The following is a 14,186-nucleotide window of genomic DNA, read 5'->3' as shown; positions in this document are numbered from 1 at the left end:
ATTTTGTACAATTAACGTGCTAATTCACACTCTCACGCGACTTAGATCTCGTTTTTATATTCATTTTAGATCTAGCTAATACCCGTTTGTCATTTTTAAAGTTATATCACGAGCGTTATCTTACGCTCCATAAATAAATCCGTATAAAACCCCGTATAAAAAACAACCGCCACTTCGGCTGGTTGATAAGGTCAAATTATGAATTTTGCAGTGATAGCCTCTCTAGCCGTCTTTGTTGGAATATTGTTCTTTCTATTTAATCAGCAACAAAAGAAACACACTCTTTCACGTCTCGTTTTGATCGGTCTTGTTACCGGTTCTCTTTTTGGTCTTGCTTTGCAACTCATTCACGGTGAAGGCAACAGCGCAATTGCTCAAACACTTGAATGGGTAGGCATTGTAGGCAGTGGCTACGTTGGTCTACTGAAAATGGTCATCATGCCACTAGTATTGGTATCGATGATCTCTGCAGTTGTTAAGTTGGAGAAAGGTGGATCTTTAGGTAAAATTTCTGGCCTGACCATCTCTGTTCTTCTAGTAACGACTGCAATTGCTGCACTTATCGGTATTTTGGTGACAACGACATTTGGCCTGTCAGCAGAAGGGTTAACTGAAGGTGCGCGTGAAACCGCTCGTATCGCCGTTTTAGAAAGCCGTGCCGGTACAGTAAGTGACTTAACTATTCCTCAAATGCTAGTTAGCTTCATTCCAACCAACCCATTTGCTGATCTAACAGGTGCTCGCTCGACATCAATTATCGCTGTTGTGATTTTCGGCGTGTTAACTGGTATCGCCGCTCGTAAAGTGATGATGGAAAAAGCAGAGTTGGAATCACCGATTCGTACTTTCGTAGAAGCAGCTCAGTCAATCGTTATGCGATTAGTGAAGATGATCATGGCGCTAACGCCATACGGCATCGCAGCACTGATGGCAAAAGTGGTAGCGACATCAAGCGCAGGCGACATCCTAAACCTACTTGGCTTTATTGTGGCGTCTTATGTTGCTATCGCACTGATGTTTGTTGTTCATGGCGTATTGGTCTCTTTTGTTGGCGTTAGCCCTGCGGAATACTTTAAGAAAATCTGGCCTGTACTGACCTTCGCGTTTACATCTCGTAGCTCAGCAGCAACAATTCCACTAAACGTAGAAGCGCAAATCACCAAGCTTAACGTTCCACCAGCGATTGCAAACCTATCAGCATCGTTTGGTGCCACTATCGGCCAAAACGGATGTGCAGGTATCTATCCTGCAATGCTTGCAGTGATGGTAGCTCCGACAATGGGCATCAACCCACTTGATCTACACTTTATCCTGTCATTGATTGCGATTATCACCATCAGCTCATTTGGTATTGCAGGTGTCGGCGGCGGTGCGACGTTTGCAGCCTTGATTGTTCTTCCTGCAATGGGCTTACCTGTGACCATCGCGGCACTGCTTATCTCTATTGAACCACTGATTGACATGGCACGTACCGCACTAAACGTTTCAGGCTCAATGACTGCGGGTACAATTGCTAGCCGAGTGCTGAAGTCACCAGAAAGTGAAGCAACATTGGAAGAAACACGAGCATAGAACTCAAATTCCTTCCAAAGCGATAAAACATAAAATATCAAGCCGATGGTTCGCCATCGGCTTTTTTCATTTTCACAAATTCAACTTGCATCTTTCGTTGCTAGTCAAGGCGTTGAATGGTCTAATACTGTCATCGGTTTTGTAAACGGTAAGCAGAATGCACCAAGATAATCAGCCCACTTTTTTCTTCTTTGATTATGAGACATGGGGAACCAACCCCGCGAAAGATCGCCCAAGCCAGTTTGCTGGTGTTCGTACAGATGAAAACTTTAATATCATCGGCGAGCCTTTAGTCATGTACTGCCAGCCACCTGCTGATTATCTTCCGTCTCCTGAAGCTGCGCTTATTACTGGTATTACTCCGCAAAAAACGGTTCAAGAAGGCCTTTCTGAGCCAGAGTTTATCGCTAAGATTCACGCTGAACTCGCGAGACCAAATACCACCAGTTTAGGCTACAACAGCATTCGCTTTGATGACGAAGTGACCCGTTATACTTGTTATCGCAACTTTATCGATCCATACGCATGGAGTTGGCAAAACGGTAACTCGCGTTGGGATTTACTCGATGTACTACGCGCGTGCCATGCCCTTCGCCCAGAAGGCGTAGAATGGCCAGAAAACGAAGATGGCTTCACTAGCTTTAAATTAGAACACTTGTCTGTGGCTAACGGCATAGAACATAGTAACGCGCACGATGCCATGGCAGATGTGATTGCGACTATCGAAATGGCAAAGAAAGTAAAAGCAGCGCAACCAAAATTGTTTGATTACTTTTTTTCTATGCGCCAAAAGCGCAAGCTCAATGATTTAGTCGACATCGTCAACATGACACCGTTGATGCACGTTTCAGGCATGTTAGGGCGCGAATGCCAGTACACTAGCTGGATTGTGCCTGTTGCTTGGCATCCAACCAATAATAATGCCGTTATCACCATCGATTTAGCGAAAGACCCTCAACCTATTCTTGAGCTATCCGCAGAAGAGCTGCACGAAAGACTCTACACTAAGCGCGAAGATCTTGGTGAATTGCTACCAGTGCCAGTTAAACTAGTTCATTTGAACAAATGCCCTATTCTCGCCCCTGCAAAAACGTTAACGGCTGAAAATGCAGAGTCTATTGGCATTGATCGCCAGCAATGTCTCGCTAATCTCGCTTTGTTGCGCCAACATCCTGAAATTAGAGAAAAGCTGATTAGCCTCTTTTCAGTCGAGCGTAAATTCGATAAAAGTGATGACGTCGATACACAGCTTTACGACGGGTTCTTTTCTCCGGCTGATCGCGCAGCTATGGATATCATTCGAGAAACCGACCCGAATAATCTTGCTGCATTAGACATTGAATTTGATGACAAGCGTATTAAACCTCTATTGTTCCGCTATCGTGCGCGTAACTTCCCAGGCACATTAGACGAGCAAGAACAAAGACGCTGGGCACTACACTGTCGAGAAGTGTTTGAAAGCCAAATTGAAGAGTACATGCTGAATTTAGAAAACTTAGTTCACGAACATGAAAGTGACGAAAAGAAGATTGCGATATTAAAATCCGTGTACTGTTATGTAGAGAGCTTAGCTTCCTAACTCCTCCTAATACAAGCGCACCTTATGGTGTGCTTGTTGTTTATATACTGTCAAAATGATTAAAGAACGATTCTTACAACTGATCCAACTGCTCATTTCAATCTTCCTCATCATGGGAGCACTTGGCATCGGAATTACCATTCAAAAGTTCACTGGCGTTTCCGTTCCAGGAAGTGTCATCGGTATGCTCGTACTGTTTTTCTCCATGACTCTTGGGCTTGTAAAAGTCGACTGGGTCAAACCGGGCGCCACGCTATTTATCCGCTATATGATCTTATTGTTCGTTCCTATTAGCGTCGGATTAATGCAACATTTCGATATGCTACTCGCTAATGCCCTCCCTATCATTGCTAGCGCAGTTGGAGGCTCACTCATTGTACTAGTCAGCCTCGCTTGGCTGCTGGACTACTTGTTAAAGGAGAAGCACTGATATGTGGTTAGTTGTTACCATTGCGGTTTTTCTTGTCGCGCGCCAAATTGCAATCAAAGTGAATAATCCTCTAGCAAATCCTTTGCTGATCAGTATTGCAGTGCTCATTCCTTTGCTTACTTACTTAAATGTACCGTTTGAAACGTATTATGCGGATAACGAAGGGATCAGTTTTTTACTTCAACCAGCCGTAGTTGCTCTGGCTTATCCACTATATGAACAACTACCACAGATTAAAGCAAACTGGCGAATCATCACTTTTGCTTGCACAGTAGGCAGTGTGATGTCGATGATGACAACCACCTTGATCGCAGTCGCTTTCAAAGCGGATATTAGTTTAATCGCGAGTCTAGTGGGTAAGTCCGTCACTACACCAATAGCGATGGAAATATCGAGTCACCTCGGTGGTGAAGCCGCCGTTGCAGCGATCTTGGTTCTGATTGTCGGTTTATTGGGCGCAATTTTGGCATACCCAATTTACAATTTGATTGGAATTAAACACCCGATTGCACGTGGTCTGACAATGGGTACAGTCTCTCATGCCTTAGGCACCGCTACTTGTGCAGAGAAACAGCCCATAGATGCCGCGTTCTCATCACTCGCATTGGTTTTATGTGGGATCATAACTTCTATTTTGGCTCCAAGCTTTTTTGCTTTGGCTGTCTGGCTATATCAATAGTTAAGCGCTCTCGGTCTGCCCTCCTTCCGGCAGGCCGTAGCCTTTCCGCTTCTTCCTTACCCTTTTCAAAACCCTATCTTATCTATCAACCTCACCCAGTAATATCGTGAAGGGACTTGATCGAGATATACATTCATAGCATTAGCATTCTAGGTGCTACCACTCGCTCTAGATTACGTAGGTATAAAGTAGCATAGCGGTAAAAGTCGCGTTAGTAACATACTCCTGCTCCTTGGTCATATGAATATATACTGATATGGTTAATTGTGAGACGGAGATAACGCTTCACACCTGTGCAATCGAATACATGTGTGAGCTCACTCTAATTATGTAACAGAATTATCAATTGCATTATTTATCGTGATCTAACGCACGGAACATTTCTATCTTTCACATAGAATAACTGTCCATGCAATAACAAGGATTCAACATGAAAAGTCGCATTGAACAGGCGCTAGCAGGCGCTCCAGAAGCACTTTCCAAACAACTTGCTCCTATCATCCAAGCTGATGATTTTGATGCTACGCTTTCAGTTCAACAATTTGAGCAGTTGCTTTCAGCTACCGGTCTATCAGACAAAGAGCTTCGTGTTGCGCTACTTCCTTTTGCCGCAGCGTACTCCTATGCTCCCCTTTCTGACTTTTATGTCGGCGCTATCGTTCGTGGTCTTTCAGGTCGCCTTTACTTCGGTGCCAACATGGAATTCTTTGGTGTACAGTTGGGTCAAACGGTTCACGCAGAGCAGTCTGCGATTAGCCATGCTTGGATGAAAGGCGAACGTGGTGTTAAGGATATCACTATCAACTTCAGCCCATGTGGTCACTGCCGCCAGTTCATGAATGAGTTATCTACCGCAAACGAGCTTAAAATCCAGCTCCCAGAACGCGAAGAAAAGTCACTTCATGAATACCTGCCTGAAGCCTTTGGACCAAACGATCTCGGTATCGAGTCCGGCTTAATGGCAGAAGTTAAACACCAATTCTCATGTGATGATGAAGACGCACTCATCCAAAGTGCAGTTGAAGCGATGAACATGAGCCACTCTCCATACACCAACAACTTGAGTGGTTTAGCATTAGAGATGACTAGCGGCCGTGTATTCCAAGGCGCTTATGCAGAAAATGCAGCGTTTAATCCTAGCTTGCCACCGCTACAAGTTGCGCTAATCCAAGTTTTACTTGCGGGTGAAACCTTTGACAGCATCAAAGCCGCTGCATTGGTAGAAAACTCTGAAGGTAAGATCAGTCACTTAGCCGATACGCAATCAACGTTGGAAGCGTTGAATCCAGATATTCCGCTTAGTTTTGTCAACGTATAAACGACAAATTCAACAAAAAGCTCTACAACATGTAGAGCTTTTTTATTACCTAAAAACCAAAAGCAAACGTTTGCTTTGTCATAAAACTTCAGTATGATCTCCTGCAATTTCTGTCTCATCACTCTATTTTGTAAGGGAACACTATGTTTGGCACTGCAACTAGCGCAAATGCTACCCGTGTATTACTTTTAGGCTCTGGCGAACTCGGTAAAGAAGTCGCCATTGAATGCCAGAGACTTGGTTTAGAAGTGATTGCTTGTGATCGCTATGCCAATGCTCCAGCGATGCAAGTCGCTCACCGTAGTTATGTTATCGACATGTTAGATGGAAACGCCTTAGAAGAAGTTATTACGAAGGAACAACCTACTTACGTCGTACCAGAAATTGAAGCCATCGCAACCGGCAAACTGGTAGAGCTTGAAGAGAAAGGACTGAATGTTGTTCCAACCGCTAAGGCAACCAGGCTAACAATGAATCGTGAAGGTATCCGACGTTTGGCAGCAGAAGAACTGGAATTGACGACTTCACCTTATCGTTTTGCAGATAACTTTGAAGACTTCAAAGCCGCGGTTGAGCATGTGGGTCTTCCGTGCGTGGTGAAGCCTGTGATGAGCTCTTCAGGTAAAGGGCAAAGTGTTATCAAGACCGAAGACGACGTTACAAAAGCATGGGATTACGCTCAGGAAGGCGGACGTACGGGTGCAGGTCGCGTTATCGTGGAAGGTTTTATCGACTTCGATTACGAAATCACTTTATTGACCATCAGAGCCGTTGACGGTGTGCATTTCTGTGCTCCAATTGGTCATCGTCAGGAAGATGGCGACTACCGCGAATCATGGCAACCGCAAGCTATGTCAGAAAACGCAGTAAAAGCAGCTGAATACACGGCTGAGAAAGTGGTAAACGCGCTCGGTGGCTACGGCATCTTTGGTGTAGAGCTGTTTGTCAAAGGCGATAAAGTCATTTTCAATGAGGTCTCTCCTCGCCCTCACGATACGGGTATGGTTACAATGATTTCGCAGGAAATGTCTGAGTTTGCTCTCCACGTGCGCGCGTTTACCGGAATGCCAATTAATAATATTGTGCAATATGGCCCATCTGCGTCTGCTGTTATTCTTGGACAAGGGACTTCCACAAACATTCGCTTTGAAAACCTAAGCAAAGCTTTAGCTCAACCTCAAACACAAGTTCGTCTATTCGGTAAGCCAGAAATCGATGGTCGCCGCCGTTTAGGTGTTGTCCTTACGCGACGAAAAACCACCGAAGAAGCCGTTCAAGATGCTGTTGAAAGTGCTTCAAAAGTGAATATCATTTATTAAATACGAACCACTCATACAAAAATAGCGCAGCTCAAATTGCTGCGCTATTTCGTGTTCCAAACCGAAGAGAGCCTATTCACTCTCGATTAAGTACACTTCTTCAGAGAAGCGACTTAAGCCTTTTTTCGCAATTTTAGGATGATTCTCGTCAGCTTCATCTACGTTCAAACAAGTAACTTTGTAACCTGAAAATAACTGCTCAATCTCTTCGACCGGCACGCTAAATGGAGGCCCCGCCATCTCTTCTTGAGGATAGTTGAGTGTAACAAGCAAAATACGACCGCCTGGGTTCAAAAGTTGCTTGAGACGCTCTACATACTCCTCTCGCATATCTTGCGGTAAAGCAACCAACGCGGCGCGATCATAAATGATATCGGCTTGAGATACTGGTGCAGTGAAAAAGTCCCCAGTATAAATAGAGAGCTCATCAAATTGATAAAGCTCGTGCATGCCATTAAGAGGCGTTACCGTTGGCGTGTAAAAATGTTCAGCAAAAAAGGCACGCACAGCAATATGGCTTAGCTCAACGCCTTCAACCGAATCATGCTTCATCGCTAGCCAAATCAAGTCTTCTGACTTTCCACATAAAGGAACTAACACTTTATCTTCACGCTTTGGATTAGTGTGTTTCCAATATACTGGTAATAGCGGGTTTACATCTTCCAAGTGAAATCCGATTTGATTGCTGGCCCATTTGTTATGCCAAAATTCTTGGTCTCTCATTTTACTTTCTACTTGTCGGCTGTTTTCATTTTGAGAGGTAAGACTAACGTTTTTTTTCAATTTGTCTATGCCGTTCATCTTTGGTTAATACTGCGGTGATAGGATGTAATCGGTCTCATAGGAGACGCGCCTTTATCTGATAATCAGAATAAAGAAAAGAGAAATGGTGATCTAACGCACGATTCTACTTCAAGATAAAACTGAAACCTTGGAATCTTTCGTAATGGCCCCATTTATAAGTTAGTACCTGATTTGCCGAACTTAGCGACCTTTATGTTCCCTATTTTCTAAGTACAAGCAAGTTAAGGAGAGTGAATGAGCTTATTTCTTCGTACTACAGCATTGATGCTTTTGGTACTTAGCCGTGCACCGGCATTTGCCGCACTTCCAATTACCCCTGCGCCTAGTGGCGAACAAAATCGTTCAACCAGCCAAAACGAAGTTTGTTCGAAACTTTTTAAACACAGCCTTAGCGGTTTATATGGCATTCAGTCAATCGACACCACACCAACTCAGCCATATTCTGACTTCGACATTCTTTACAGCAAAGCTCACCAAGCACAATTTGAACTTGAAACTATCTGTAAGAGTACCGCACTTCTTAATGACGCTCAGCCATACTTCGCAGGCGTGAAATCCAAACAACGAGCAGAAGAAAAGATAGCTTTAGAGTTAGATGGGAAAGTTGAACGTATTACTGACCTAGCACGTGCAACGATTGTAGCTGAAGACGTCGCGAGCTTAGTCTCCATTTATGAAACGTTAGAGCGTGAAACAACTATTGTGAAAGTAAAAAATCGATTCAAAAAACCTGGCCCTTCAGGATATAGAGACTTGAACTTGCTCGTTCGTTTACCAAAAACAAACCTAGTAGCCGAAGTTCAACTGCACTTGAAAGCAATCGCAGATGTAAAAAGCGGTCCCGAACACGACCTATACGAAAAAATCCAGAAACTAGAACGTCAAGCGATGTTGGAAAAACGTGAGCTAAGCGAAATAGAGCTTGCCTCTATTCGCAACATGCGTACACAGTCTAAGAACTTGTACCAACAAGCATGGCAACCATACTTAACAACGCATCTAGAAGCGGCGTAACCGATATCATTAAGCGTCTCTCATAAACAGAAAAACCACCGCATTGCGGTGGTTTTCATTTGTATGCACACGAATTTTACGCAAAAAAAGACCACGCCTTAGCGTGATCCATTTATTCGGCTTACTGTACTTTCTTCAGGTTTTCTACACGAGCTTTTAACTTCTGACCCGGGCGAAAAGTCACTACACGTCGAGCAGTAATTGGAATATCTTCACCAGTTTTCGGGTTACGACCAGGTCGTTCATTCTTGTCACGAAGATCAAAGTTACCAAAACCTGACAGTTTTACCTGTTCGCCACTTTCCAGTGCCTTACGAATCTCTTCAAAGAACACTTCCACCGTTTCCTTGGCGTCCCGCTTACTAAATCCTAATTTATCAAACAGGTTTTCTGCCAGTTCGGCTTTTGTGAGCGCCATAAAACTTTCCTCAAAGCTATGTTAAACAATGCTACGTTAGTGTAGCGCCAGAGCAGTTTTACCCTACCAATTCAACAACATATCGGGGTTACATCAGGAAGTGTATGACAAGCTTATGATTTTCGCCAACTTTTTTCTTGGCGAACAAAAGGAATAGCACTACGTAAATTATTGTTAAACGCCAGAAATTTGATATTTTTGTTTTTGTTTCATCTTTATCAGGAAAAACATCCAGATTATAAAACTAAAAGTAGTTTAAATATCAACATTAAACACTATTTAATAAAAATATCAGATATTGGTTATTTAACAGACACTTGACATAGAACTTGTCGTAAATTCAGTGATTTGTATGTAACTCGATACGTAACAATTAGATTAAAAGGTATGACCACCTGTACTTTGCAACTGTGCTTTGAAAGCTTGATTAAACCCACGCTTCTCGCTGTTTAACGATGACGCCATATATAAAGATTGATAATGTGGAAGTTCGTGTATTTCCTCATTAGCTTCTTACACTGCTTCTAGGCGACCATGATTAATCAAATCATAAATATTCTTTTCCCTGTTTTTGCTCTTGTCGGAGTTGGCTATTTGGTCGGTCGTTACATCAAGCCTGACTTTCGCCCAATAAACCGCATTAATATTGAGGTTTTTACGCCAGCACTGGTATTTTCGTCACTCGTTAGCATGCCGCTCGATTCAAATCAGGGGCCGCTTCTTTTGGCGGCAATTGTTGCGGTTTTAATTCCCGCACTACTCATGATCCCGGTATGTCGATGGACGTCACTCTCGTTTAAAACCTGGGCGCCACCACATATGTTTCGGAATAGCGGAAATCTAGCTATTCCTTTGTTTACCTATACGTTTGGAGAAATTGCGCTGTCGTCAGCAGTGCTTTTATTTGTCGTGTCAGCATGCTTGCATATCAGCTTAGGCGTAATGCTGCTTAGTCATGGCAACCCTTTTAAGCAAATAGTCAAGATGCCAATCTTTTTAGCAGCGTCGTTGGCTCTGTTTCTCAACGTGTCAAATGTGGGTGCATGGGCGCCTTTATACGAAGCCACTGCTCTACTTGGGCAAGCGGCCGTACCCGTGATGCTTTTATCTCTGGGGGCACAAATGTGTCATTTACGGTTGGACGGTTTAAAGATTGGTGTGTTGTGTACCGTGCAGTCACTGGCAACTGGTGCTGTCGCTTTTGCACTTATTTATTGGTTAATTCCCCTTCCAACGATGCAATTGCAAATGATGGTGCTCTTCACAATGCTGCCGCCAGCCGTCATGAATTACCTATTTGCGGAAAGACTGAATATAGAACCCATGAAGGTGGCGTCAATGGTACTATTTGGCAACTTTTTCAGCATTCTTACGCTGCCTCTTCTGCTTAGCTATACCCTCTCACTCGCTGCCTAACCGCCAATAAGCTATCGTTAGCGTGTATTAGCTGAAAAACAATACGTTCCTAATCTCGGGTAAGGGCCATCCCTAGTTTGGTCTAGTATTTTAAAATAATGAGGGGTGGTGCGAGCAGTAAGGAACTTGAACAACGATAAGGTAATCCTAAAAATAAAAAAACCCTGCCAAACTAGCAGGGTTTTCATTTCTTAAGAAGATACGTTACGCGAGATTAGTCACGTAGAGACGCACCAAACTTCTCAGAAACGTGAGCAACGATAGCGTCAACCGCACCAGCGATATCTGCATCTTCAAGCGTACGCTCAAGTGACTGTAGAGTCAGAGCGATTGCTAGGCTCTTCTTACCTTCTTCAACGCCTTTACCTACGTAAACGTCGAACAGTTTTGCATCTTTAAGGAACTCGCCACCTTGCTCTAGACAAGCGTTAACAATGTCACCAGATGCAACAGCTTCATCCACTACTACCGCGATATCACGACGGTTTGAAGGGAATTTAGAAAGTGCTACCGCTTCTGGGATCACTTTGCTGTTAATTGCAGACCATTCGATTTCGAATACGATAGTACGACCATTTAGACCGAACTTACGCTCAAGCTCAGGGTGAACGGTACCGATCACGCCCACTTCTTTGCCATCTACGATGATTGCCGCAGATTGACCTGGGTGAAGTGCTGGGTTAGCTTTTTTGCTTTCAGGTGACAGTGCAGCGAAAGAGTACGCTTTTTCGTTCGCAGATAGCTCTAGAATCGCTTCTAGATCGCCTTTAAGGTCGAAGAAATCAACCGTGTTAGTTTCGATATCCCAATGTTCTTCACCGCGAGTACCAGCGATAACACCCGCTAGCATAGGCTCTTGGCGCATGCCGTTTTCTGCAGATTCACATGGGATGAAACGTAGGCCGTATTCGAATAGACGAACGCGTGGCTGTTGACGCTTCTGGTTGTGAACAACCGTGTTCAGCAGACCTTGGATAAGACCAAGACGCATTGCTGACATGTCTGCAGAAATTGGGTTTGGAAGTACTAGAGGCTCAACACCAGGTACAACTAGCTTTTGCTGCTCAGGCTCAACGAAGCTGTATGTGATTGCTTCGTGGTAACCACGGTCAACAAGAAGATCACGAACGCGTTTCAGTGGAAGATCCGCTTCAACGTGGTTGTGCATCTTAAGTGCTGCTGCTGGGTTTTGGTTAGGAATGTTGTCGTAACCGTAGATACGGCCAACTTCTTCAATCAGATCTTGCTCGATAGCGATATCGAAACGCCATGTTGGCGCTACTGCCACCCAACCTTCTTCTGAAGCTTCAACAGTCAAACCTAGGCGCTCTAGGATTTCTACTACATCAGCATCAGCGATGTGGTGACCTAGTAGGTTGTCTAGTTTCGTGCGACGTAGTGCAACTTTGTTTGGCTTAGGTAGGTCTGCTTCAGATTCTACAGCTACAACAGGTGCTACTTCACCACCACAAATTTCAACAAGAAGCTGTGTTGCACGCTCCATTGCGCTCACTTGTAGTGCGTAATCCACACCACGCTCGAAACGCATTGAAGAATCAGTGTGAAGACCGTAGCTACGTGCGCGGCCACGGATGTGGTCAGGTGCAAAGAATGCACACTCTAGTAGAACGTCTTTAGTCTCAGTTGTTACACCAGACTCTTCACCACCAAAGATACCTGCGATTGCAAGTGCTTTGTTGTGGTCAGCAACTACTAGTGTATCTGCGTTTAGTTCTGCTTCGTTGCCGTCAAGAAGCGTTAGCTTCTCACCTTGCTCAGCCATACGAACTACGATGCCACCTTCGATCTTCGCTAGATCGAATGCGTGCATTGGTTGGCCTTGCTCTAGAAGAACGTAGTTAGTGATGTCTACTACAGGGTCGATAGAGCGAATACCACAACGACGCAGTTTCTCTTGCATCCATAGTGGTGTTTCAGCTTGAACGTTTACGTTCTTAATAACACGACCTAGGTAACGAGGACACGCAGCAGGAGCTTTCACTTCGATAGACACTTTATCGTCGATTGAAGGGGCAACTGCTTCTACTAATGGCTCTGTCACGTCAGCACGGTTTAGTACGCCAACTTCACGAGCTAGACCACGAATGCTGAAACAGTCAGCGCGGTTTGCCGTTAGGTCTACGTCTACTGTTACGTCGTCTAGACCTAGGAATTCACGGAAATCGGTACCGACTACTGCGTCTTCTGCTAGTTCCATGATACCGTCTGACTCAACGTCGATACCTAGTTCAGTGAATGAACAAAGCATGCCGTGAGATGGCTGGCCACGTAGTTTCGCTTTTTTGATTTTGAAATCACCTGGAAGAACAGCACCAACTGTTGCTACTGCTACTTTCAGACCTTGGCGACAGTTAGGTGCGCCACAAACAATGTCTAGAAGCTCTTCTTCACCCACGTCAACTTTAGTTACGCGCAGTTTGTCTGCATCTGGGTGTTGACCACATTCAACAACGTGACCGACTTTAACGCCAGTAAAAGAACCTGCAACAGGAAGAACGTCGTCTACCTCTAGACCGGCCATTGTAATTTGGTGAGTTAGCTCGTCAGTAGTAACCGCAGGGTTTACCCACTCACGAAGCCATGATTCGCTGAATTTCATGTTGATGAACCCTCTGGATTACTTGAACTGTTTTAGGAAACGAAGATCGTTCTCGAAGAACGCACGTAGGTCGTTCACGCCGTAACGAAGCATTGTTAGACGCTCAACACCCATACCGAATGCGAAACCAGAGTATTTTTCAGGATCGATACCTACGCTACGTAGCACGTTCGGGTGAACCATACCGCAGCCTAGTACTTCTAACCATTTACCGTTCTTGCCTTTCACGTCTACTTCAGCTGAAGGCTCAGTGAATGGGAAGTAAGATGGACGGAAACGTACTTCTACTTCTTCTTCGAAGAAGTTACATAGGAAATCGTGCAGGATGCCTTTCAGCTGAGCAAAGTTTACGTTCTCATCAACCAGCATGCCTTCCACTTGGTGGAACATTGGCGTGTGCGTTTGGTCGTAGTCGTTACGGTATACACGGCCTGGTGCGATGAAACGGAATGGTGGTTTACCATTTTCCATCGTACGGATCTGTACGCCTGACGTATGAGTACGAAGCATCAAGTCTGGGTTGAAGAAGAAAGTATCGTGGTCAGTACGCGCTGGGTGATCAGCTGCGATGTTTAGCGCATCGAAGTTGTGGAATGCATCTTCGATCTCTGGGCCTGCCTCGGTGTTAAAACCGAGTTCGCCAAAGAACTTCTCAATACGCTCTACAGTACGAGTTACTGGGTGTAAACCACCGTTTTCAATACGACGACCTGGTAGTGTTACGTCGATTGTTTCTGCTGCTAGTTTCGCTTCAAGCTCAGCACGTTGTAGTGCATCTTTACGAGCTGCGATAGCTTGCTGAACTACGCCTTTCGCTTTGTTGATCTCTTGACCAGCTTCACGGCGTTCTTCTGGTGGTAGTTTGCCTAGGCTTTGAAGTTGAGCAGTTAGCTCACCTTTTTTACCCAGATACTGAACACGCACTTCATCAAGTGCGACTAGCGATTCGGCAGCTTCAATTGCAGTGCTCGCGCTAGCAATGATCTCTTCTAGATGTTGCATCGTTTCCTCATCTAC

Annotated in this window: 12 protein-coding genes; 8 read left to right on the top strand and 4 right to left on the bottom strand. The window is 44.6% G+C overall.

The features are described from left to right. Window positions 1-198: 198 nt before the first annotated feature. The 6 genes from R7190_RS05715 to purT all read left to right on the top strand — a co-directional run bounded on the left by R7190_RS05715 (window position 199) and on the right by purT (window position 6,897). The gene (locus tag R7190_RS05715) at window positions 199-1,572 is read left to right on the top strand and encodes an L-cystine transporter (RefSeq protein WP_005377885.1); all 1,374 of its coding nucleotides are present in this window, start codon (window positions 199-201) and stop codon (window positions 1,570-1,572) included. Between the two features lie 157 nt (window positions 1,573-1,729). Then, complete coding sequence (gene sbcB / locus R7190_RS05710; protein WP_047100708.1) at window positions 1,730-3,151, top strand: exodeoxyribonuclease I; 1,422 nt, start codon at window positions 1,730-1,732, stop codon at window positions 3,149-3,151. 55 nt (window positions 3,152-3,206) lie between these two features. Then, window positions 3,207-3,581: a CidA/LrgA family protein gene (locus tag R7190_RS05705; RefSeq protein WP_005397786.1), complete on the top strand. Its 375-nt coding sequence runs from the start codon at window positions 3,207-3,209 to the stop codon at window positions 3,579-3,581. A 1-nt stretch (window position 3,582) separates the two neighbouring features. After that, window positions 3,583-4,260: an LrgB family protein gene (locus tag R7190_RS05700; protein ID WP_005377888.1), complete on the top strand. Its 678-nt coding sequence runs from the start codon at window positions 3,583-3,585 to the stop codon at window positions 4,258-4,260. Between the two features lie 430 nt (window positions 4,261-4,690). Beyond that, on the top strand, window positions 4,691-5,578 hold the full coding sequence (gene cdd / locus R7190_RS05695) for a cytidine deaminase (protein WP_005377892.1): 888 nt from the start codon (window positions 4,691-4,693) through the stop codon (window positions 5,576-5,578). A gap of 143 nt (window positions 5,579-5,721) precedes the next feature. Beyond that, complete coding sequence (purT, locus tag R7190_RS05690; RefSeq protein WP_054866055.1) at window positions 5,722-6,897, top strand: formate-dependent phosphoribosylglycinamide formyltransferase; 1,176 nt, start codon at window positions 5,722-5,724, stop codon at window positions 6,895-6,897. 72 nt (window positions 6,898-6,969) lie between these two features. Here purT and R7190_RS05685 read toward each other — a convergent pair whose 3' ends face one another. Then, window positions 6,970-7,620: a thiopurine S-methyltransferase gene (locus tag R7190_RS05685; protein ID WP_021707633.1), complete on the bottom strand. Its 651-nt coding sequence runs from the start codon at window positions 7,618-7,620 to the stop codon at window positions 6,970-6,972. Between the two features lie 315 nt (window positions 7,621-7,935). Here R7190_RS05685 and R7190_RS05680 point away from each other — a divergent pair, with 315 nt between their 5' ends. Beyond that, the gene (locus tag R7190_RS05680) at window positions 7,936-8,715 is read left to right on the top strand and encodes a phosphoribosylglycinamide formyltransferase (protein ID WP_025766820.1); all 780 of its coding nucleotides are present in this window, start codon (window positions 7,936-7,938) and stop codon (window positions 8,713-8,715) included. 121 nt (window positions 8,716-8,836) lie between these two features. Here R7190_RS05680 and ihfA read toward each other — a convergent pair whose 3' ends face one another. Then, window positions 8,837-9,133 (bottom strand): integration host factor subunit alpha, encoded by a 297-nt coding sequence (gene ihfA / locus R7190_RS05675; protein ID WP_005377899.1) that lies wholly within the window; start codon window positions 9,131-9,133, stop codon window positions 8,837-8,839. A 534-nt stretch (window positions 9,134-9,667) separates the two neighbouring features. Between ihfA and R7190_RS05670 the strand changes: the two genes are divergently transcribed. After that, window positions 9,668-10,549, top strand: coding sequence for an AEC family transporter (locus R7190_RS05670; protein WP_005377901.1), 882 nt, complete (start codon window positions 9,668-9,670; stop codon window positions 10,547-10,549). A gap of 214 nt (window positions 10,550-10,763) precedes the next feature. On the opposite strand, the gene pheT is transcribed toward R7190_RS05670, so the two are convergent. Continuing rightward, window positions 10,764-13,169, bottom strand: coding sequence for a phenylalanine--tRNA ligase subunit beta (gene pheT / locus R7190_RS05665; RefSeq protein WP_053303165.1), 2,406 nt, complete (start codon window positions 13,167-13,169; stop codon window positions 10,764-10,766). Window positions 13,170-13,187: 18 nt separating this feature from the next. Continuing rightward, the gene (gene pheS, locus R7190_RS05660) at window positions 13,188-14,171 is read right to left on the bottom strand and encodes a phenylalanine--tRNA ligase subunit alpha (RefSeq protein ID WP_005385470.1); all 984 of its coding nucleotides are present in this window, start codon (window positions 14,169-14,171) and stop codon (window positions 13,188-13,190) included. Window positions 14,172-14,186: the final 15 nt, after the last annotated feature.

It is taken from the genome of Vibrio sp. 1078-1 (assembly GCF_033340475.1).
This window is presented reverse-complemented; position numbering and strand designations above follow the sequence as displayed.